At 66.3% G+C, this 19,892-nt stretch carries 21 protein-coding genes and 2 tRNA genes; 5 read left to right on the forward strand and 18 right to left on the reverse strand.

The features are described from left to right. Window positions 1-17 precede the first annotated feature (17 nt). The 4 genes from GBZ48_RS15625 to GBZ48_RS15650 form a co-directional block, all read right to left on the reverse strand. Window positions 18-93 (reverse strand) — tRNA-Ile (locus tag GBZ48_RS15625). A 144-nt stretch (window positions 94-237) separates the two neighbouring features. Further along, complete coding sequence (gene rpoD, locus GBZ48_RS15630; protein WP_174471869.1) at window positions 238-2,268, reverse strand: RNA polymerase sigma factor RpoD; 2,031 nt, start codon at window positions 2,266-2,268, stop codon at window positions 238-240. A 199-nt stretch (window positions 2,269-2,467) separates the two neighbouring features. Then, window positions 2,468-5,317: a DNA primase gene (gene dnaG, locus GBZ48_RS36280; RefSeq protein ID WP_246307214.1), complete on the reverse strand. Its 2,850-nt coding sequence runs from the start codon at window positions 5,315-5,317 to the stop codon at window positions 2,468-2,470. Window positions 5,318-5,540: 223 nt separating this feature from the next. Continuing rightward, window positions 5,541-6,005: a GatB/YqeY domain-containing protein gene (locus GBZ48_RS15650; protein WP_174471870.1), complete on the reverse strand. Its 465-nt coding sequence runs from the start codon at window positions 6,003-6,005 to the stop codon at window positions 5,541-5,543. A gap of 366 nt (window positions 6,006-6,371) precedes the next feature. On the opposite strand from GBZ48_RS15650, the gene carA reads away from it, so the two are divergent. Further along, a complete protein-coding gene (gene carA, locus GBZ48_RS15655) occupies window positions 6,372-7,544 on the forward strand; it encodes a glutamine-hydrolyzing carbamoyl-phosphate synthase small subunit (protein WP_109095485.1) in 1,173 nt (390 codons plus the stop codon). Between the two features lie 61 nt (window positions 7,545-7,605). Here the strand turns inward: carA and GBZ48_RS15660 are convergent, their stop codons facing one another. Beyond that, window positions 7,606-7,929 carry a hypothetical protein gene (locus GBZ48_RS15660; RefSeq protein WP_174471871.1) on the reverse strand — a complete coding sequence of 108 codons (324 nt, stop codon included), beginning with the start codon at window positions 7,927-7,929 and terminating at the stop codon, window positions 7,606-7,608. A 5-nt stretch (window positions 7,930-7,934) separates the two neighbouring features. Between GBZ48_RS15660 and GBZ48_RS15665 the strand changes: the two genes are divergently transcribed. Next, window positions 7,935-8,294, forward strand: a complete 360-nt coding sequence (locus GBZ48_RS15665) for an HNH endonuclease (RefSeq protein WP_246307215.1) — start codon at window positions 7,935-7,937, stop codon at window positions 8,292-8,294. 9 nt (window positions 8,295-8,303) lie between these two features. On the opposite strand, the gene GBZ48_RS15670 is transcribed toward GBZ48_RS15665, so the two are convergent. Beyond that, the gene (locus GBZ48_RS15670; protein WP_174471872.1) at window positions 8,304-9,026 is read right to left on the reverse strand and encodes a hypothetical protein; all 723 of its coding nucleotides are present in this window, start codon (window positions 9,024-9,026) and stop codon (window positions 8,304-8,306) included. A 95-nt stretch (window positions 9,027-9,121) separates the two neighbouring features. Beyond that, window positions 9,122-10,366, reverse strand: coding sequence for a phosphoglycerate dehydrogenase (gene serA, locus GBZ48_RS15675; protein ID WP_174471873.1), 1,245 nt, complete (start codon window positions 10,364-10,366; stop codon window positions 9,122-9,124). Between the two features lie 224 nt (window positions 10,367-10,590). Between serA and arsC the strand changes: the two genes are divergently transcribed. The 3 genes from arsC to GBZ48_RS15690 all read left to right on the forward strand — a co-directional run bounded on the left by arsC (window position 10,591) and on the right by GBZ48_RS15690 (window position 13,061). Then, a complete protein-coding gene (gene arsC / locus GBZ48_RS15680) occupies window positions 10,591-10,932 on the forward strand; it encodes an arsenate reductase (glutaredoxin) (protein ID WP_174471874.1) in 342 nt (113 codons plus the stop codon). A 68-nt stretch (window positions 10,933-11,000) separates the two neighbouring features. Further along, the gene (prmB, locus tag GBZ48_RS15685; protein ID WP_174471875.1) at window positions 11,001-11,933 is read left to right on the forward strand and encodes a 50S ribosomal protein L3 N(5)-glutamine methyltransferase; all 933 of its coding nucleotides are present in this window, start codon (window positions 11,001-11,003) and stop codon (window positions 11,931-11,933) included. Between the two features lie 147 nt (window positions 11,934-12,080). Further along, on the forward strand, window positions 12,081-13,061 hold the full coding sequence (locus GBZ48_RS15690; protein WP_174471876.1) for an alpha/beta fold hydrolase: 981 nt from the start codon (window positions 12,081-12,083) through the stop codon (window positions 13,059-13,061). Here GBZ48_RS15690 and GBZ48_RS15695 read toward each other — a convergent pair. The 11 genes from GBZ48_RS15695 to GBZ48_RS15745 form a co-directional block, all read right to left on the reverse strand. Continuing rightward, a complete protein-coding gene (locus tag GBZ48_RS15695) occupies window positions 13,052-13,654 on the reverse strand; it encodes a GNAT family N-acetyltransferase (protein WP_174471877.1) in 603 nt (200 codons plus the stop codon). The genes GBZ48_RS15690 and GBZ48_RS15695 overlap by 10 nt on opposite strands. Window positions 13,655-13,726: 72 nt before the next feature. Beyond that, complete coding sequence (locus tag GBZ48_RS15700) at window positions 13,727-14,185, reverse strand: MarR family winged helix-turn-helix transcriptional regulator (RefSeq protein ID WP_174471878.1); 459 nt, start codon at window positions 14,183-14,185, stop codon at window positions 13,727-13,729. A 155-nt stretch (window positions 14,186-14,340) separates the two neighbouring features. After that, complete coding sequence (locus tag GBZ48_RS15705; RefSeq protein WP_174471879.1) at window positions 14,341-14,760, reverse strand: organic hydroperoxide resistance protein; 420 nt, start codon at window positions 14,758-14,760, stop codon at window positions 14,341-14,343. Window positions 14,761-15,021: 261 nt separating this feature from the next. Next, window positions 15,022-15,252: a hypothetical protein gene (locus GBZ48_RS15710; RefSeq protein WP_098740197.1), complete on the reverse strand. Its 231-nt coding sequence runs from the start codon at window positions 15,250-15,252 to the stop codon at window positions 15,022-15,024. 278 nt (window positions 15,253-15,530) lie between these two features. Beyond that, a tRNA-Pro gene (locus tag GBZ48_RS15715) sits at window positions 15,531-15,607 on the reverse strand. A 94-nt stretch (window positions 15,608-15,701) separates the two neighbouring features. Continuing rightward, complete coding sequence (locus tag GBZ48_RS15720; RefSeq protein WP_174471880.1) at window positions 15,702-16,178, reverse strand: MerR family transcriptional regulator; 477 nt, start codon at window positions 16,176-16,178, stop codon at window positions 15,702-15,704. A gap of 103 nt (window positions 16,179-16,281) precedes the next feature. Then, entirely contained in the window at window positions 16,282-16,614 is a 333-nt protein-coding gene (locus tag GBZ48_RS15725; protein WP_098740199.1) for an integration host factor subunit alpha, read from the reverse strand. A 157-nt stretch (window positions 16,615-16,771) separates the two neighbouring features. Beyond that, on the reverse strand, window positions 16,772-17,743 hold the full coding sequence (locus tag GBZ48_RS15730; protein WP_281362422.1) for a beta-ketoacyl-ACP synthase III: 972 nt from the start codon (window positions 17,741-17,743) through the stop codon (window positions 16,772-16,774). A 3-nt stretch (window positions 17,744-17,746) separates the two neighbouring features. After that, window positions 17,747-18,799, reverse strand: coding sequence for a phosphate acyltransferase PlsX (plsX, locus tag GBZ48_RS15735; protein WP_109051773.1), 1,053 nt, complete (start codon window positions 18,797-18,799; stop codon window positions 17,747-17,749). 82 nt (window positions 18,800-18,881) lie between these two features. Further along, the gene (gene rpmF / locus GBZ48_RS15740) at window positions 18,882-19,070 is read right to left on the reverse strand and encodes a 50S ribosomal protein L32 (RefSeq protein ID WP_085088893.1); all 189 of its coding nucleotides are present in this window, start codon (window positions 19,068-19,070) and stop codon (window positions 18,882-18,884) included. A gap of 190 nt (window positions 19,071-19,260) precedes the next feature. Continuing rightward, window positions 19,261-19,848, reverse strand: coding sequence for a YceD family protein (locus GBZ48_RS15745; RefSeq protein WP_174471882.1), 588 nt, complete (start codon window positions 19,846-19,848; stop codon window positions 19,261-19,263). Between the last annotated feature and the right edge of the window lie 44 nt (window positions 19,849-19,892).

Here is a 19,892-nt window from a genome sequence, read left to right on the forward strand (position 1 = left end):
GGTCGGTCGGGGAGGCGTGGTGGGCCCGGCCGGATTTGAACCGACGACAACACCGTTATGAGCGGCGCGTTCTAACCGCTGAACTACAGGCCCTACCGCGGGGCGCACTTTGCGACAAAGCCTTGGGGAAATGCAACCCCTCGTTCATCGTTCCGACGCGGAAACCCGAAAACGAAAACGGGGGCCGAAAGGCCCCCGCTCCGTCTCGAAAAGCAACCGTCCGATCAGGTATCCCAATCAAGTGTCGAGGAAGCTGCGCAGCTTGCGCGACCGCGACGGGTGCTTCAGCTTGCGCAGCGCCTTCGCCTCGATCTGGCGGATACGCTCGCGGGTCACGTTGAACTGCTGGCCGACCTCTTCCAGCGTGTGGTCGGTGTTCATGCCGATGCCGAAGCGCATGCGCAGCACACGCTCCTCGCGCGGCGTCAGCGAGGCCAGGACGCGCGTCGTCGTCTCGCGCAGGTTCGCCTGGATGGCGGCGTCCAGCGGCAGGACGGCGTTCTTGTCCTCGATGAAATCACCGAGATGCGAATCTTCCTCGTCGCCGATCGGCGTCTCGAGGGAGATCGGCTCCTTGGCGATCTTCAGGACCTTGCGGACCTTCTCCAGCGGCATCATCAGACGCTCCGCCAGCTCTTCCGGGGTCGGCTCTCGGCCGATCTCGTGCAGCATCTGGCGGCTGGTGCGGACCAGCTTGTTGATCGTCTCGATCATGTGGACCGGGATGCGGATGGTCCGCGCCTGGTCCGCGATGGAGCGGGTGATGGCCTGACGAATCCACCAAGTGGCGTAGGTCGAGAATTTGTAGCCGCGCCGGTACTCGAACTTGTCCACCGCCTTCATCAGGCCGATGTTGCCCTCTTGGATCAGGTCCAGGAACTGCAGGCCGCGGTTCGTGTACTTCTTGGCGATGGAGATGACGAGACGCAGGTTGGCCTCGACCATCTCCTTCTTGGCGCGGCTCGCCTCCTTCTCGCCCTTCTGGACGGTGGAGACGATGCGGCGGAACTCGTTGATCGGCAGACGCGCTTCCTCGGCGACGTTCGAGATCGACTCGCGCGTCTTGCGGATTTCGCCGTCATACTTCTCAGCGAACTTGCCCCAGGTCTTGGGGTTCAGGCCGCGGATGCGCTCCAGCCAGTTCGGGTCCAGCTCGTGACCGAAATACTGGTTCAGGAAGTCTTCGCGCTTCACCCGGCACTCGGTGGCCATGCGCAGCAGGCGGCCTTCGAAGCCCGTCAGCTTGCGGTTCAGGCCATAGAGCTGCTCGACCAGCTGCTCGATGCGCTGGTTGTTCAGGCGGACGGTGTTCATCAGCTCGACCATTTCGAGCTTCAGCTTGTCGTACTTCTTGTCCGTCTGCTTGCCGACGTCCTCGCCGCGCTGCATCGCGCCCATGCGGGCCTCGTGCAGCTTGTGCAGCTTGTCGTAAGTCGCCTTGATGTTCTCGAAGGTCTCGATGACCTGCGGCTTCAGCGCGGCTTCCATCGCGGACAGCGACAGGCTGTTCTCGCCCTCTTCGCCTTCCTCGCCCTCTTCGCCCTCGCCTTCGGCGCGCGGCGCGCGCGGCTCGTCGCCTTCCTCTTCGGCCGGCGCATCGGCACCGCCGGCGGCGGCGGGAGCGGCGGCGGTGCCGGCAGTTCCGGCGGCGCCAGTGGCCTCAACCACTTCAGCCAGCCCTTCCGGCAACTCCTCACCATCCGGGCCGCCGCCATAGGTGGCGTCCAGATCGATGATGTCGCGCAGCAGCATCTTCCCTTCCATCAGGGAATCATGCCACTCCAGGATGGCGCGGATGGTCAGGGGCGATTCGCAGATCGCGCCGATCATCATCTCGCGGCCGGCTTCGATCCGCTTGGCGATGGCGATTTCGCCTTCGCGCGACAGCAGCTCCACCGAACCCATCTCGCGCAGGTACATGCGCACGGGGTCGTCGGTGCGGCCGATGTCGTCGTCGTCGAGGTTGCCAGACGAGCGGCCTTCGCCTTCGCCCGCACCCTCGCCGCTGTTCTCCGAATCCTGCTCTTCCGATTCGACGATGTTGATGCCCATCTCGGACAGCATCGCCATCGTGTCTTCGATCTGCTCGGACGAGGACGAATCCTGTGGCAGCGCTGCGTTCAGCTCGTCATAGGTGACATACCCGCGCTCCTTGCCGCGGGCGATCATCTTCTTGACGGCCAAACCCATGCCGTCCATCAGAGGACCGTCTGCGGATTCCTCCCGCGTTTCGGAAACTTCCACGCTGTTCGCAGCTTTCGTGGCCATGCGATCGGTGCCCCCGCATTACCCCAGTGAATAAAGACGAAAGGAGCGCCCGGTCCCGGTTTCCCGGCCCGTCCGCCCCACCCCCAACCATGTATCTACCCAGAACCCGCCATCACAGAAACTGTCATGCGGCCCCGTCCTGTTGCCCTCTGTACCCGTCAACCGACATCCGATTGCCGACGATATGCATCATCAACCGTCAGACGTCGTCAAAGTCACTGTCCGCGATACCCAGACCGGACTTTATGACCTCCTGCTGAAGAGCCACGACCCTCGCGAAGTTGGCCTCGCTGTTGTCACGGGTCAGAGCCGCCTTCGCTTCCCTAAGATCGTCGAGCACCCGCTCGTGATGCAGATGCCGCCACGCAGGCCACCATCCCTTCCGAGCATCCTCCGTGGAGGCGTCCGGACGGGCGAAGCCGGCATGGACATAGGTCGACTCGCCTAGCAAAGCACCGACCATCGTCTCATGGCCGGCGGATGACAAGTGGCGACAAAGCGCATCGGCGTCAAGTGTCGAGTCGTGGTTGCGGTCGTCGGAAAGGCATTCGATGACCGCCCAGCGCAGTTTTTCCAGTTCCGGGTCACCGAATGGCAACAGCCCCAGCGGCTCCGCCAGTTCGCCGAACAAATCCGGATGGTTGATCAGCGTGGCCAGCAGGATGCGCTCGCGCATCGACGCGAGGCGGGAGGCGCGGCCGCGCCCCTCCCCCGCCGGCTTTGAGGTCAGGCGTCCGGGCGTGCCCGGCACATGGCGCCGCGGCGCCTCGCCGAAGCGTCCCCGCCCCTGCCCCGGCACCCACGGCCCGCGGTTGTAGGCCGGCCGCGCCGGAGCGAAGGCCTCGTCGACGCGGCGGCGCATCTCGGTGCGGTAGAAGCTCTGGACGTCGCGGTCGGCGATGGTGGCGACGCGGGCCTCCAGCGCCGCCTTCACCGCGGCCTTGGCCTCCGGCGTGTCGGTCGGCCGGCCCTCGCTCTCCATCCGCCACAGGGCGTCGGACAGCGGGATGGCGGCCTCCAGCACCGCTCCCATCGCCTTCGCCCCCTGGGCGCGGATCAGGCTGTCGGGGTCCTCACCCTCCGGCAGGAAGGCGACGCGGGCCGACTGGCCGGGGGCGAGGTGCGGCAGGATGCGCTCCACCGCCCGCCAGGCCGCCCGCCGGCCGGCATTGTCGCCGTCGAAGCACAGGAAGGGCACCTTCTCCGCCGCCGGGATCAGCTTCCACAGCTCCTGCACCTGGGTCTCGGTCAGCGCGGTGCCCAGCGGCGCCACCGCCCCCTCGAAACCGGCGCGGACCAGCGCGATCACGTCCATATAGCCTTCCGCGACGATCACCGGCTTGCCGTCCGCCGCCGCCTGCCGCGCCCGCGACAGGCCGTAGAGCAGCGTGCCCTTGTGGAAGAGCGGGGTGTCGGCGGTGTTGACGTATTTCGGCCCGTCGCCCTCCAGGATGCGCCCGCCGAAAGCGACCACCTGCCCGCGCCGGTCGGTCACCGGGAACATCACGCGGTTGCGGAAGAAGCTGTAGGGCGACCGGCCGTCGTCCGGCCGCTTCAGCAGCCCGGCATTGACCATGTCCTCGTCGGAGAAGCCCTGCTTGCCAAGATATGTGCGCAGCGCATTCGAATCGCCGGGCGCGTAGCCCAGCCGGAACCGCGCGATGGTCTCGCCGTCCAGACCGCGCCGTAGGAAGTAATCCAGCCCCGACCGCCCGGCGGAGGTGTGCAGCTGCTGTTCGAACCAGCGCGCCGCCTGCTCGACGAGGTCATGCAGGGTCTTGCGCCGTTCGTAGCGCTGGCGGTCCTCCTCCGTCGGGCGCGGCACCGGCAGCCCGGCCTCGCCGGCCAGATGTTCGACCGCCTCGGGGAAGCCGAGATTGTCGTGGCGCATGACGAAACCGATGATGTCGCCATGGGCGCCGCAGCCGAAGCAATTACCAGTGAGGATATTGTCTTCCAGCACAAAGGCATGCTCACCGGGAACTTCGGCGCAGAACACCTCCTCCTCGCGATCGGTTTCCTCGACGGATTCCACGACCCAACGCAGACGGGCGAAAGACTTTCGGGCTTGCTCATACCGTTCCCGTGCCTGATCGCCGAGGAACAGCGACGCGTCCATGGTGGACGGCACAAAATGAATGCGGAAGATGTCGCAGGGTTCCGCCGCCAACCCGCGGCGATTCGCTACGGTTATGCCATAAGTGCCGATCCCCAAACGAAGAGCGGCGGTGCGGACCCACTCCAGATGTGCCCGGTCGGCACTGTGGAGCATAACGGTGCCATCCTTCGCCACATGACCGTCGGCAGCGATGTAGCCGGCCAAAAAGCCAAGCAAGTAAGAATCGGTGCTGTCGTTCAGAGCCGGCAGCGCCTTCATGTGTCCGAATGCCTTGCCGCCGTAAATGCGCAGATAAGGCTTGCCATGCTCGGTCAGCTTTGGCTGTGGCGTCCGATCCGGAAACCAACCGGCCAACACCTTGTCCTTTTCGCCATGCAGATGCACATGACCATATCCCTTTACGACGGAACCATCGCCGAACACGATGCCATGGGTAATACCGTCGGGATCGAGAGACCAGTCGCACCGCGGCTCCGGCAGAACCGCCTCCAGCCGGTGGCCGCGGCGAAGCTGGCTGGTCAACACGTCGCCAATGACGCCTCGGACGAACCAGCGATGACCTGCGGTCGCGTGCAGCTCCTTGGTCTGCCCATTGCGTGTCAGTGTGACACGCATGAGCTTTTGAATGCCGTAGGATTTGAAGTCCGCCGGAACCCATTTCCCACCGCGGGTCAGAACCGTCTGGGTTGTGCCGGCAAGCTCTGCAATGGGATGGACCCCATCCGGCAGGGTCACGGGGGTTTCCGCTGCCAAGCAATGGAAGAAGCCCTTCTGGTCGTTGACGTAGAAGGACGGCGACTTCTCATTGTGGAAGGGACAGGGGGCCTTGTACTCGCGGCCGGCGCGGATCAGCCGCAGCCGCTTGGAGACCACTTCCGACAGGGTCAGCCGGGTGCGCAGTTCTTCCAGGAATTGGGGCGGGAAGGCCATGGTCGAACGGTCACCGGATACGATAAACGGGAAGCGAAGGCACAGCGCTATGGCAGCGCCATAGTATGGGAACCGGAACCGCCGTCCCCAAGGGCGTTGATGAGGACGCAGATGGAACGGAACGACGGCATTCGTCCGACTGGGCCGGACCCGGCCGATCGGGGCGCCCGGCCTCGTGCGAAGCTTGGCTGCCCCGAGGCGGCCGGCGCCCCGTCAGACGGCCTTACTTGCCGGACAGCCGGGCCTTCACCAGACCGCCGGCCTTGGCGAAATCCATCTGGCCGGCGTGGCGGGCCTTCAGCTCGGCCATCACCTTGCCCATGTCCTTGATGCTGGCCGCACCCAGCTCGGTCACGATGCCGTCGATGGCGGCGGCGACCTCTTCCTCGCTCATCTGCTTGGGCAGATAGCGCTCGATGACCGCGATCTCCTCGCGCTCCTGCTGGGCCAGCTCGGGGCGGCCGCCCTGCTCGTACATCCCCGCCGATTCGTTGCGCTGCTTCACCATCGTCTGCAGCATCGACAGGATGCCGGCGTCGTCGATGCCGTCGGTCACGCCGCGCCCCCGGGCTTCGATGTCACGGTCCTTCAAACCGGCGAGGATCATGCGGATGGTGGACACCGCGCGCGTGTCCTTCGCGCGCATCGCATCCTTGAGGCCGTCGTTGAACTGCGTGCGCAGCGTCATGTCCCAGATTCCTTGGTTCGTCGGGCCAGGAGGAAAGGCCCCGGCCGGACAGCCGACTATTCCCAAAATGGCCGCCGATTTCCATGGCAAAAGCCCCGACCGCCCAATGACCTCCACCCGGACCGCCGACCTTGTCCGCGGATCAGGGCCGCCTTGCAAAGCTATTGCTGGAAATCCGGCATCCAATCGTCATATAGGATGTCCGGCCCATCCGATCAGCCCACTCGATCCCACATAACCGTCCGATTCCGGCGGAGGTGGGGTGCGAGCGGCTACGTGTGCGCGCCCGGCGGGACGCTAGGCCGTCGCCGTTCCGCCGATCACCCGATCCGTCGCCGGCCGCGGTTTTTGGGAAGGTTCACAGGAATGACTCTCGCCACTCCCCCCTCCGACAATGCGGTTCACACCGGCGTCCTGGTCCTGGCCGACGGCACCGTGTTCCGCGGCCGAGGCATCGGCGCCACGGGGGATTCGGTGGGCGAGGTGTGCTTCAACACCTCCATGACCGGCTATCAGGAAATCCTGACCGATCCCAGCTATGCCGGCCAGATCATCACCTTCACCTTCCCGCACATCGGCAACACCGGCGCCAACCTTGAGGACATCGAGACGATCACGCCGGCCGCCCGCGGCCTGATCCTGCGCGCCGACATCACCGATCCGTCGAACTGGCGCGCCACCCGCCATCTCGACGACTGGCTGAAGAGCTACGGCCTCGTCGGCCTGACCGGCATCGACACCCGCCGCCTGACCCGCCGCATCCGCGACCTGGGCGCACCCAACGGCGTCGTCGCCCATGCGCCGGACGGCAAGTTCGACATCGAGGCGCTGGTCGCCAAGGCCAAGGGTTGGCCGGGTCTGGAGGGCATGGATCTGGCCAAGGACGTGTCCTGCCGCCAGACCTACGACTGGACCGAGGCCGGCTGGACCATCGGCGGCGGCTATGCCACCCTGGACAAGCCGCAGTACCATGTCGTCGCCATCGATTACGGCGCCAAGCGCAACATCCTGCGCTGCCTCGCCGCCGCGGGCTGCAAGGTGACGGTGGTGCCGTCGACCGCCTCGGTGGAGGACGTGATGCGCCACCAGCCGGACGGCGTCTTCCTGTCCAACGGCCCCGGCGACCCCGCCGCCACCGGCGAATATGCCGTGCCGACGATCAAGGGCCTACTCGACACCGGCGTGCCGATGTTCGGCATCTGCCTCGGCCACCAGATGCTGTCGCTGGCGCTCGGTGCCAAGACCACCAAGATGCAGCAGGGCCACCGCGGCGCCAACCATCCGGTGAAGGATCTGGCGAGCGGCCGGGTGGAGATCACCAGCCAGAACCACGGCTTCGTCGTGGTCCCGGAAACCCTGCCGGCCGACGCCGAAGTCACCCATGTCAGCCTGTTCGACGGCACCAACGAAGGCATCCGCCTGAAGGGCAAGCCGGTCTTCTCGGTGCAGTATCACCCGGAAGCCTCGCCCGGCCCGCAGGACAGCCACTATCTGTTCGACCGCTTCGTCCAGCTGATCGCGGAGAAGAAGGCGGCCTGACGCCATACCGCCGGCAGGTCATAAAAAGGGGGGAGCCGTTCGCGCGGCTCCCCCCCTTTTTCTATTTGGCATTACGGTCCTTGTCAGGGGCCAGCGTTGCGGCGGTCGCCGTGCGCGGCTGCACCCGCTGGATGCCACCATAGCAACTGGTGCCGCCACGCCCGCCGGGCGATCCGGCGGCCTGGCCGTACTGGGTGCAATCGGCGGTCTGGCCGGCGGCAGTCTGACTGGCGGCGTTTTGGCTGGCGGCTGCCTTTTCGCCGTCATGCTTCTGGTCGCGAGGCTGTGATTTGGGATCGTTCACAGTGGCCTCCTGGAGGTTGCGGACCATATCGTTTATGGCCTCTCCTGGATTGCCAACATGGTCAGCGATCAGCGGTTCCAACAGATATGCGTCTTCCCGACCATCCGTTTTCCCATAAGCCACAGCTGGCCGCCGAGCCAGACGGCCCCGCCTGCCCGCTCTGCGGCCGGCCGATGGTGCCGGGTGCCAGCCTGAACGAACACCACCTGATTCCCCGCACCTATGGCGGGCGCGAAACGGTGACGATGCACCGCATCTGCCATGCGAAGATCCATGCGGTGCTGACCGAACAGCAGCTGCGCGACCAGTATCACGAGATCGACGCCCTGCGCGGCCATCCCGACATCGCCGGCTTCATCCGCTGGGTCCGCCGCAAGCCGCCGGAATTCAACGACGGCCACGCCACTGACCGCCAAGCCAGAGACCGGCGGCGGCGCAAGCGCTGAACGCCCCCCTCAGCCCTGGCGGACGGTCCGCCGCGTGGCGGGTTTCGGCAGGTAATTGCGGGCCTCGCCGTTGCAAACCCGGCTGACCCGCTCATATTCCTCCACCGTATCGACCTGAGCCTGCCGGCGGTCGCGCTCGCGGCCGAACTCCTGCATGATCCGCCGCATCGCCGATTCGAGCGGCCGGCGGACTGCCGCCATCGCCTGCGACTGGCTGCGCGACCGCACCGGCGCCATCTCGGCGATCACCTGATCCAGCCGGCTGCGGATCTGCGGCATCATCTCCTGAAGCAGGGCCTCGTCCACCGCGACATGGCGCATTTCGTGGGCAAGCACCTCGCCATGCAGGCAGGAGCCGGCGGGAATTTCCCGGGCGACATGGACGATGCGCTGCTGGAAGCCGAAACTGATGGCAAGCTTGCTGGCCGAGGCGCAATAGGTGCCGTCGCCCATCGTCTTGAACAGGGCCGACACCTGGGACTGCTCGCCGTACCGCGCCTGGGTCAGCCCCAGCACATGGCTGTCGGTGGTGCTGACCGGACCCGGCGTGCGTCCCGGCAGGCGGGTGAGCTGCGGGATCGACAGCGCATCGTCGCGCTGGATCGGCGCCAGCACGGTGTCGAGGTCCAGCGTCGTCGGCGGAAACCCGGTGCAGCCATTCGACTGCGCCGCGGCGGGCGACACAGACAGCAGGACTGCCGGAAGGGCAAGGAACAGGAGGCGAACGGTCATCCCAGCACTGTTACCGGGAAACCGTTCCCCTACAAGAGATATGGAAGGGCCGCATCGCCGGTCTGCGGTGGCGGCCCTTCCACTCAATGCTGCCCTCAGTGCTTGGAGGGGAACAGGAAGCGCGCCTTCAGGGTGCCTTCGATGGCACGCAGGTCGTTGACGACCTCCAGCTCTTCGACGTCGCCGTTGACGTCGACCACCACATAGCCCAGCTCCGGATCGGTCTGGAGATACTGGGCGGCGATGTTCAGGTCGCGGCCGGAGAACACCTCGTTCACCTTGCGCAGCATGCCCGGACGGTTCTCGTGGACGTGCAGGAAGCGGGTGCAGCCGGCCTGCACCGGCAGCGCCACCTGCGGGAAGTTGACCGCCCCGACGGTGGAGCCGTTGTCCGAATACTCAAGCAGCTTCTGCGCCACCTCGGTGCCGATGTTGGCCTGGGCCTCCATCGTCGAGCCGCCGATGTGCGGGGTGAGGATGGCGGTCTTGATGCCGCGCAGCGCGCTCTGGAACTCTTCCTTGTCCGAGCCCGGCTCGACCGGGAAGACGTCGATGGCGGCACCCAGGATGTGGCCGGAATTCATCGCGGCGGCCAGCGCCTCGATCTCGACCACCTGCCCGCGGGCGGCGTTGATCAGGTGGCTGCCCTTCTTCATGGCGGCCAGCTCACGCTCGCCGATCATGTCGCGGGTCTGCGGGGTGTCGGGCACATGCAGGGTCACCACGTCGGACACCGACAGCAGCTCCTCCAGCGAGTCGCAGGCCCGCGCATTGCCGAGCGCCAGCTTGCGCACGGTGTCGTAGAAGCGGACCTGCATGCCCATCGCTTCCGCCAGGATCGACACCTGGGTGCCGATGTGGCCGTAGCCGACGATGCCCAGCGTCTTGCCGCGGATCTCGTAAGAATCCTTGGCCGATTTCATCCAGCCGCCGCCATGCACCAGCTGCGACTTCTCGAAGATGCCGCGCATCAGCATGATGATCTCGCCGATCACCAGTTCCGCCACCGACCGGGTGTTGGAATAGGGGGCGTTGAACACCGGCACGCCGTGGCGGCGCGCCGCCCTCAGGTCGACCTGGTTGGTGCCGATGCAGAAGCAGCCGACGGTGATCAGCTTGCTCGCCGCCTCGAAGACCTTGGCGGTCAGGTGGGTGCGCGAGCGGATGCCCAGGATGTGGACCGAGCCGATGCGTTCCAGCAGCTCGGACTCGTCCAGCGCGCGCGGCAGCCGCTCGACGGAGGCATAACCGCCGCGGGCCAGCTCGTCGATGGCGTTGTCGTGGACACCTTCCAGCAGAAGGATGTTGATCTTGTCCTTGGAGAGCGAGAGCTTGGTCACGGCCGGCTTCCGTATCTGGGCATCGGTTCTGTCCCGCAAGGCCAGCCCACCGGGATACGGCGCGCAGGGCCTTTCGGAAAAGCGAGCGCGCAAAATAATACCAAAGGCAGCCCTTGTCACCTGACGGATGTTGCGCCGCGGCGTCCGTTTCCGCATGCCGGATTGGCGCGCAACGCGGGTTGGGTGTATCAGTCTGACCGCGCTTCAAACCTGGAAAGCCTGTCATGAGCGACGTGACGATCTATCACAACCCGCGTTGCAGCAAGTCGCGCGAGACGCTGGAGCTTCTGCGCTCCCGCGGCGTCGAGCCGACGGTGATCGAGTATCTGAAGACCCCGCCGGCCGTGGCGGAGCTGTCAGCCATCCTCGCCAAGCTGGGCAAGGGGCCGCGCGACATCACCCGCGCCAAGGAAGCGGCGGAGGCCGGCATCGCGAAGGACCTCGACGGCGAGGCGCTGGTCGCCGCCCTGTCCGCCAATCCGGCGGCCATCGAACGCCCCATCGTGGTCAAGGGCGACCGCGCCCGCGTCGGTCGCCCGCCGGAGTCGGTGCTGGACCTGCTCTGATCCGCTTCGATCCGCTTTGACTTGCTCTGCCCCCTCAACCCCCGCCCCTTCACCGGAGCCCGCCGCCCGTGACCAGCAAGCACACCGCAGCATCCGCCGCCGCTGAGCTGTCGACCATCCGCGATTTCCTGCGCTACGGCGTCAGCCGCTTCAACGAGGCCGATCTGGATTACGGCCACGGCACCACCACGGCCTTCGACGAGGCGGTGTTCCTGGTGCTGGAGTCGCTGCACCTGCCGGTCGACCAGCTCGACCCCTATATGGACGCCCGGCTGACCGCGGCGGAGCGCGAGGCGGTGGCCGGCATACTCCATGCCCGCATCGACACCCGCAAGCCGGCGCCCTATCTGCTGAACAAGGCCTATATCCAGGGCATCCCCTTCTATGTGGACGAGCGGGTGATCGTCCCGCGCTCCTACATCGGCGAACTGCTGTTCTCCGACATGTTCGGCGGTGACGACTTCACGCTGGTGGAGGACCCGACCTCGGTCGAGCGGGTGCTGGATCTGTGCACCGGCTCCGGCTGCCTCGCCATCCTGGCCGCCCGCATCTTCCCGGAGGCCCAGGTCGACGCGGTGGACCTGTCGCCCGACGCGCTGGAGGTGGCGAAGCGCAACGTCGCCGACAGCGGGTTCGGGGACCGCATCACCCTGCATCAGGGCGACCTGTTCGCCCCGCTGAAGACGCGGAAATACGACGTCATCATCACCAACCCGCCCTATGTCGACGCCGAATCGATGGACGCCCTGCCGCCGGAGTTCCGGGCCGAGCCGGCACTGGCGCTGGCCGGCGGCGACGACGGGCTGGACATCGTCCGCCGCATCCTGAAGGAAGCGCCCAAGCATCTGACGCCGGAAGGCGGCCTGCTGTGCGAGTTCGGCACCGGCCGCGAGATTCTGGAGGCGGATTATCCCCACCTGGACTTCCTGTGGCTGCAAACCGCCAACAGCTTCGGCGAGGTGTTCTGGCTGACCCGGGACCAGCTGAAGGCTGGGAAGTGAGCCGAACGTAGAGTGCAATTGCCCCACTTCGGTCCCCCCATCCGGGGAAGACCGGGTGGGGGCCCGGCTTCCCCAGGAACCCTTCTCCCGCCCACCGGTTGTCCTCTCACGATGTTGCACCGCAGCAGCCCCGAGAGGACGCCGCCGATGACCGACCGCCGCTCCACCATCCTCAAGACCCTGGGCCTCACCGCGCTGACCCTGGGCGGATTGGCCGTCGCCAACACGCTTGCCGCCCGCGCGGCCGAACGGCGCTATCCGCCCGAGGGCCGCTTCCTGACCGTCGATGGCGTCCGGCTGCATTACATGGAGGCTGGCGAGGGCCCGCCGGTCGTGCTGCTGCACGGCAATGTCTCCGCCCTCGGCGATTCGCTGGCGAGCGGGCTGTTCCAGCGTTTGGCCCGGACCCACCGGGTGATCGCCTTCGACCGGCCCGGCATGGGCCACAGCAACCGCCCGCGGGATCGCGCCTGGACGCCGGAGGATCAGGCCGACCTGCTGGCCCAGGCCTTCGCCGCGCTGGAGATCGAGAACGCCGTGGTCGTCGGCCATTCCTACGCCACGCTGGTGGCGCTGGCCCTGGCCCTGGACCATCCGCAGGCGGTGAAGGGCCTGGTGCTGATGGCCGGCTATTATTTCCCGACCAAGCGGGTCGATGCGGTTCTGGTGGCGCCGCTGGCGATGCCGGTGCTGGGCGACCTGCTGCGCCACACCCTGTCGCCGCCGGTTTCGATGGCGATGATGCCGGGGCTGCTGAAGACGCTGTTCTCGCCCCGTCCGGTCCCGGAGCATCTGACCGAGAGCTTCCCCGCCGCCCTGACCATCCGGCCGGGCCAGATGCGCGCCAACGCCCAGGATGGCGTGACCATGGCGCCGGCCGCCGACCGCCTGCAGCACCGTTACGCCGACGTGACCGTCCCAGTGGCGATCTTCGCCGGCCATCACGACCGCGTGGTCGAGCAGGAGGAGCAGAGCGGCCGGCTGCATCATGTGCTGCCCGACAGCACGCTGCATTGGGTGCCGGACTCCGGCCACATGGTCCATTATGTCGACCCGGAACTGGTCGTGCGCCGGATCGATGAACTGTCAGCCTTGAAGGCGACTCCGCGGATCGTCGCTCACAGATAGCGCCGCATCAGGATACTGCCGCCCTGGTGCGGCAGCCGGGGGTGCCAGGGGATGGCGGCGCTGCCGATCTCCTCGAACCCCTCGCCGACATAGAGACGGCGGGCCGGCTCGTTGTCGGCCCAGACATGCAGGGTGACCCGGTCGAAGCCGCCGGTCCGCGCCCGCTCGTAGAACCAGCCGAGCAGCCGGCCGGCGATGCCATGGCGCCGGTGCGCGGGATCGACCGCCAGGGCGGACAGGAAATAGCTGCCCCAGTCCAGCGTTTCGGAGAATTCGCCCATATGGGCGACGCGGTCGGGCGGCAGGCCGCTGTAATCCTCCGTCCGGATCCAGTCGGTGGGATAGCCGTGGGCGATGCCGATCACCTGCCCATCCAGTACGGCCACGCCGCTCTGGCGATGCGACAGCGACCCGCTGCGCCCGGCCAGACCGGGCACCAGCATCTCCGCCGCGGTCATGCCCGGCATCAGCCCGTCGAGCAGGAATTCGTAGACGCCGCCGCCGGCGATGTCGATCAGCCGTGCCAGATCCGGTGCGTCGTCGGCATCGGCGGAACGAAGGCGGAGACGGTCGTCAGTCGGTGCGGAACTCACGGACGGAACCCTTGGATCGGGAAAGCGGCTGGATAGAAAAGGCTCTCCCGCCGACGATTTCCAGTCCCAATCTTATCTGTCCCAATCGGCCGCCCGGTTCAGATCGTCGCGCAGCCGCAGCAGCGCATCGCGGAGCGACATCAGCTCCGCGGCGGAGCATCCGGCGGCAGCGGCGATTCGCGTCGGCAGGCATTCGGCCTGCGTCCGCAAAGCCGCCCCTTCGGCGGTCAGGCCGATGCGGACCAGCCGCTCGTCCTCCGGATCGCGGCTGCGGGTCAGCAGGCCCTGCCCTTCCATCCGCTTCAGCAGCGGGGTCAGCGTGCCGCTGTCCAGCCCAAGCCGCTCGCCGAGCAGCTTCATCGACTGGCCGTCCTCCTCCCACAGCAGCAGCATGATCAGATACTGCGGATAGGTCAGGCCAAGCTGCTCCAGCATCGGGCGATAAACGCGGCTCATCGCCAGATTGGCGGAATAGAGCGCGAAGCACGCCTGATTGGAAAGCAGAAGCGGATCGTCCCTGTCGGCTGCCATGATGTCTGAACCTTGAAAAGACGGTGCGCCGCCGGGATGCCGCGCCTCGGTCGATCGTGCGTTCTGCACAATCGCGCGCAACAGCCCGGCGGTGCAATGCCGAAGACTTTTCGCTTCAGGCGATGGCCTCAGGCCCAGCCCTCGGACAACGGCCCTCAGGCAAGGGTCGTGGTGACCGGGATGTTGCCCTTGGTGGCGTGGCTGTACGGGCAGACCTTGTGGGCGCGGGCCAGCAGATCCTCGGCGGCGGCCTTGTCCATGCCCGGCAGCGAAACCACGAAATCGACCGTCAGGCCGAACCCTTCGCCATCGTCGCGGGCACCGATGCCGACCGTGGCATTCACCGTCAGATCGGCCGGGACGGCGATCTTGTCGCGGTTGCCGACGAACTTGATGGCGCCGATGAAGCAGGCGGAATAGCCGGCGGCGAACAGCTGCTCGGGGTTGGTGGCACCACCCTGGCCGCCCAGCTCCTTCGGCGCGGCCAGCGCGACCGACAGCAGGCCATCCTCGCTGACGGCCTTGCCGTCACGGCCACCGGTGGCGGTCACCTTGGTCGAATACAGGGTCTTCATGACGCGTGCTCCTTCATTGATCGCTGAATTGCGGAGTTTGGTCTCCTGGGCGCCGGTTCGAACCGGCGCCCCGTGATCTTGTGAGAGGAACAATGACGCACAATTGAATTGCGCGCAATGCATTTGATTGTGCGCTATCCGATTGTGCGCAATGCATCCGGCGCATGGCTCCGGATGTGAGACAGCGCGGTGGAGGCCGGGAGAGCGCTGGCCCTGCCCGGATTCTCCGACCGCAACGCCTTCAGCGACGTGAAGGCCCCCCTATTCCGCTACCCTGAGGTCGACCTTGCCACGCCGCTCGTCGGTCCTGCGTCCCATGGTGATGTTCTTGGGCGCCCGCACGTCCCGGTTCCGCCATGTCCAGCATTCGCCGGTCTCATCCTGGAAGCAGACCCAGCACAAATCGTGCTCGGCGCCATAGTCGATGAGGAAATGCGCAAGGGCGGGGCCCTTCGGAGTGTCCATGGGAAGCGGCGGATTGAGCTGGAGCATGGTGGCCTCGTTGCGACACTGTGGAGCATGAACGCGCCGAAGCGTGTGCTCGGTCCCGCTTCGCTTCCGGACACTCCCATTGCGCCGGTCCCTGTCCGGTTCGGCATGGCTGGCCGATCTCGTCAATGGAACGCATTGCCGGCCGGCCCCGTGCGCCTGTCTTACCGCCCAAGACTTCCATGCAGTGCCAATAGAAGACGCGCCGGCTCTCCGGGGCTCAGACAAAGAAAAAGCCCTGGAACCGTTAGGTTCCAAGGCTTTTTCGTTCCCTCCGGAACTGGTCGGAGCGACAGGATTCGAACCTGCGACCCCCAGACCCCCAGTCTGATGCGCTACCAGGCTGCGCTACGCTCCGTCAACATCACCGCAGTGCTTGCGGCTTGGCTCCGGAAGGGAACGGGACTATAGCCGCGGGCTTTCGCCGATGCAACATCTCCCGTGATGATTTTTCAGCTTTTTTTGCCCCCTATTTCGGACAGGCGGGACAGCACCGATCGCAGCGATTTCAGCTCGTCCAGAACCATGGTGATCTCGTGCCGGACCGCATCCGACAGCGGCGGATGATCCTCGCCCCCATCCCTGTCGTCATCCCTGTCATCGTCGGTGACATCGCCGCCGAACCCTTCCGCATCGACCGGCCCGCCGCCATCGTCGACATCCTCGGGCAGCGGCGGCGTCGGGTCGGACATGCGCCCTTCCTTCAGCAGACGCTGGACACCCTTGATGGTGTAGCGGTCCTCATACAGCAGAACCTGGATCCGCCGCAGGAGTTCGACATCCTCCGGCCGGTAATAGCGCCGGCCGCCACCGCGCTTCAGGGGGCGGATCTGGGGGAACTTCGTTTCCCAGAACCGCAGCACATGCTGAGGCACGTTGAGGTCGGTCGACACCTCGCTGATGGTGCGATAGGCCGTGGCGGATTTCATGGTGCGATCAGGCCGCCGTCCGACAGAGGTCGCCTGCTGCGATCCACAGGAAGGCACGGCACGGCGACAGGCAAGGCGGAGAGGTCATCGCAATCGACCGGCGTCAGGACAGCGCCCGCGCAGGCGTCGGTGCCCCACCCTCCTGAACCTCGTTGATTCGGTGTTTCAGCACATGGCTGGCACGGAAGACCAGAACACGGCGCGGCAGAATCGGCACCTCTTCCCCAGTCTTGGGGTTGCGGCCAACCCGTTCGCCTTTCTGGCGGACCTGGAAACTGCCGAAGGACGAGATCTTGACCATCTCCCCCCGGGACAGGGCATCGGAAATCTCGTCCAGCACCGTTTCGACCAGATCGGCCGATTCGTTGCGCGAAAGTCCAACTTCCTGGTAGACGGCTTCGCTCAGTTGGGCGCGCGTTACGGTATTTTGCGACATTGTCAGACCTCCCCCCGCAACCGTTGCAAAGACGGTAATCCGGCGAAAGAAGGTCCGTCAATTCAAAAGCTTGGCAGCCTCATACGGCCCGGCCGAAGCCCGGCCGGGCGTGCAGCGCAGCATGACGGATGCGCGATATGCGGAGGACGCTGGCGCCTTACCAGCGGACCAGCGCCGACCCCCAGGTCAGGCCGCCGCCGATGGCTTCCATCAGGATCAGGTCGCCGCGCTTGATGCGGCCGTCCGCCACCGCTTCGCCCAGGGCCAGCGGGATCGAGGCCGCGGAGGTGTTGCCGTGGCGGTCCACCGTCAGCACCACCTTTTCCGGCGACAGCTTCATCTTGCGGGCCAGCCCGTCGATGATGCGGCGATTCGCCTGGTGCGGCACCATCCAGTCGATGTCGGTCGACTCCAGGCCGTTGGCGGCCAGAGCCTCCTCGACCACCGCCGACAGCTTCGACACGGCGTGACGGAAGATTTCCTGACCATGCATGCGGACATGGCCGATGGTGCCGGTCGACGACGCGCCGCCATCGACATAGAGCAGGTCGTACTGGTTGCCATCGGAATGAAGGTGGGTGGACAGCACGCCGCGGTCGCTCGAATCGCCCTTGGCCTCGTAGGCTTCCATGACGATGGCGCCGGCGCCGTCACCGAACAGCACGCAGGTGGTGCGGTCGTTCCAGTCCAACAGGCGGGAGAAGGTCTCCGCCCCGATCACCAGGGCGCGGCGCGCCTGACCGTTGCGCAGGAAATTGTCGGCCACCGACATGGCATAGACGAAGCCGGCGCAGACCGCCTGGATGTCCATGGCAAAACCGGCGGCGCCCAGCGCGGCCTGCACCTTGGTGGCCGTGGCCGGGAAGGTGTTGTCCGGGGTGGTGGTGGCCAGGATGATGCAGTCGATGCTGCTGCCCGGCACGCCCGCATGCTCCAGCGCCCGCGTCGCCGCGGCGATGGCGAGATCGGAGGTCTTCTCCCCCTCGGCGGCGATGTGGCGGGATCTGATGCCGGTGCGCTGGACGATCCATTCGTCCGACGTGTCGACCCGCTGTTCCAGATCTTGGTTGGTGACGACGTTGGACGGCAGGAAGATACCGCAACCCAGAACTCGGGAACGCATGACCATTGTTCAGCCCGCCGCCGCCTTCGTGTCGGGAAGAGGGTTCGCGTCGGCTATGCGCCCCATCTCTTCCTTGATGCGTTCGTTGAAGCCGTGCGTCGCCAGATTGATGGCGACCGCAACGGCATTGGCGAAGCCGACAGCGTCGGTGCCGCCATGGCTCTTCACGCAGACGCCGCGCAGGCCCAGGAACATTGCGCCGTTGTAGCGGCGCGGGTCGATCCGCTCGCGGAAGCGCTTGAAGGCGCCGCGGGCCAGCAGATAGCCGATCCGTGCCAGGAAGGACGTCGCGAAGGTGCGGCGCAGGAATTCGGAGAACAGCTTCGCCGTCCCCTCCGCCGTCTTCAGCGCGACATTGCCGGTGAAGCCGTCGGTGACGATGACGTCCACCGTGCCCAGCCCGATGTCGGTGCCTTCGACGAAGCCATGGAAGCGGCCGGGAAGCGGCATGTCGCGCAGGCTGGCCGCCGCGGCACGCACCACCTCGTTGCCCTTCATGTCCTCCGAGCCGATGTTCAGCACGCCGATCGACGGCTGCGGCAGGCCCAGGATGGCACGCGCGAAGACGGCCCCCATCACGGCGAACTGGACGAGGTTTTCAGGCTGGCACTCGGCATTGGCGCCGAGATCCAGCATCACGCTCTCGCCCCGTTGCGTCGGGAAGAAGGAGGCCATCGCCGGCCGGTCGATGCCCGGCAGCGTCTTCAGCACGAACTTGGCCATCGCCATCAGGGCGCCGGTGTTGCCGGCCGACACCACGCAGGCCGCCTCGCCCGCCGCAACGGCGTCGATGGCAAGCCTCATGCTGGACTGGCGACCCGCACGCAGCGCAACCGCGGGCTTGGCGTCCCCGGCCACGAAGTCGGCGGTGTGGCGGATTTCCGCCACCGCCTTCAACGCAGGCCGCTGGTTCAGCAGCGGCTCAAGCCGCTGCTGGTCGCCATACAGCAGAAAACGCACGTCGGGATGGCGTTCCCGCGCGATGTCCGCCCCGGCAATGACCATGTCGGGACCGTGATCGCCACCCATGGCATCCAGGGCGATGGTCAGGCGCTGGCTCACCGCGAACAGGCTCCCCGGCTTGGACCCCGGCAGGGGCGACGGGCGCCCCCGATCAACGGGACCTCAGACAACGCGATGCGGATCAAGCGGCCGCGGTGCCGCTCTGAACCACTTCACGCTGGTCGTAATGGCCGCAAGACCCGCAGACGTGGTGCGGACGCTTCAGCTCGCCGCAGTTCTGGCACTCGTTGTAGGCCGAGGTCGGCAGAGCGTGGTGCGAACGACGCATGTTGCGCCGCGACTTGGAGGTCTTCTTCTTCGGAACAGCCATGACCGTAAACTCTCTTCATTGGAAAGGGCGGCCCGAACAGGGGCCGCCCAGCGCGAGCGGCATTCAATAAGGCAAATGCCCCCAAAGGGCAAGCCCGAACAACCCCTATTTCGCAACCCCGAGCCGCTCATTGGTGGGGGTGGAAGTGCCGGCCCTTATACAAGACACGGAGAGGAAAGCAACAGACGGATCAGTCCCGCGGCTTCAACTTCTGCAGGACGGCAAAGGGATTCGGCTTTTCAGGCTCTTCGGCCGCCTCTTCCTCCGCCGTCTCCCCCTCCTCATGCTCACGGTAGCCCTCGAAGTCCACGCCCTCGGCATGCGGATAGGGGTCGAGCCCCAGCGACAGGTGCTGCGCCGTCAGCTCGCCGATGTCGATTCGGTTGTTCTCCATCGGCTCGGGAACATCCTCGTCGGACAGGGAGGCGTCGAAATCGATCTCCAGCCCCGGATCCTCGATCATCGACTCCGGAGCGAACAGCGCCTCGAAGCGTTCGCTGACATGGGCCGGCACCGGTTCCAGCGTCACGACGCAGGTCTGGACCACGTCGGCCTCCAGCTGTCCGGAGACCCGGATCATCTGGCCCCCGCGCACGGCGCGCAGCTTCACCGTGGCGGTCAGGCTGCCGATCGCCTCCAGCTCCAGCCGTTCGGCGAGCGCGCGGCGCTCCGCCTCCGTCGCTTCGATGGTTTCGCTCACCTCGGCACGACGCACCGTGTCGGCATTGACGACGCGCGAGAATTCCGGGGCCGGCAGGGCGCCGTTGGCAGGGCTCATGGCAAAGACTTTCCGATCGAAAACCAAAACGGCCGGCGCGGCGA

It is taken from the genome of Azospirillum melinis, assembly GCF_013340935.1.
GTDB lineage: Bacteria > Pseudomonadota > Alphaproteobacteria > Azospirillales > Azospirillaceae > Azospirillum > Azospirillum melinis.

Bases quoted from the DNA above. Each gene is read 5' to 3' on its own strand.
- rpoD (WP_174471869.1), bottom strand. From the start codon at position 2,268: ATGGCCACGAAAGCTGCGAACAGCGTGGAAGTTTCCGAAACGCGGGAG.
- dnaG (WP_246307214.1), bottom strand. From the start codon at position 5,317: ATGGCCTTCCCGCCCCAATTCCTGGAAGAACTGCGCACCCGGCTGACC.
- GBZ48_RS15650 (WP_174471870.1), bottom strand. From the start codon at position 6,005: ATGACGCTGCGCACGCAGTTCAACGACGGCCTCAAGGATGCGATGCGC.
- carA (WP_109095485.1), top strand. From the start codon at position 6,372: ATGACTCTCGCCACTCCCCCCTCCGACAATGCGGTTCACACCGGCGTC.
- GBZ48_RS15665 (WP_246307215.1), top strand. From the start codon at position 7,935: ATGCGTCTTCCCGACCATCCGTTTTCCCATAAGCCACAGCTGGCCGCC.
- GBZ48_RS15670 (WP_174471872.1), bottom strand. From the start codon at position 9,026: ATGACCGTTCGCCTCCTGTTCCTTGCCCTTCCGGCAGTCCTGCTGTCT.
- arsC (WP_174471874.1), top strand. From the start codon at position 10,591: ATGAGCGACGTGACGATCTATCACAACCCGCGTTGCAGCAAGTCGCGC.
- GBZ48_RS15690 (WP_174471876.1), top strand. From the start codon at position 12,081: ATGACCGACCGCCGCTCCACCATCCTCAAGACCCTGGGCCTCACCGCG.
- GBZ48_RS15700 (WP_174471878.1), bottom strand. From the start codon at position 14,185: ATGGCAGCCGACAGGGACGATCCGCTTCTGCTTTCCAATCAGGCGTGC.
- GBZ48_RS15705 (WP_174471879.1), bottom strand. From the start codon at position 14,760: ATGAAGACCCTGTATTCGACCAAGGTGACCGCCACCGGTGGCCGTGAC.
- GBZ48_RS15710 (WP_098740197.1), bottom strand. From the start codon at position 15,252: ATGCTCCAGCTCAATCCGCCGCTTCCCATGGACACTCCGAAGGGCCCC.
- GBZ48_RS15720 (WP_174471880.1), bottom strand. From the start codon at position 16,178: ATGAAATCCGCCACGGCCTATCGCACCATCAGCGAGGTGTCGACCGAC.
- GBZ48_RS15725 (WP_098740199.1), bottom strand. From the start codon at position 16,614: ATGTCGCAAAATACCGTAACGCGCGCCCAACTGAGCGAAGCCGTCTAC.
- GBZ48_RS15730 (WP_281362422.1), bottom strand. From the start codon at position 17,743: ATGGTCATGCGTTCCCGAGTTCTGGGTTGCGGTATCTTCCTGCCGTCC.
- rpmF (WP_085088893.1), bottom strand. From the start codon at position 19,070: ATGGCTGTTCCGAAGAAGAAGACCTCCAAGTCGCGGCGCAACATGCGT.
- GBZ48_RS15745 (WP_174471882.1), bottom strand. From the start codon at position 19,848: ATGAGCCCTGCCAACGGCGCCCTGCCGGCCCCGGAATTCTCGCGCGTC.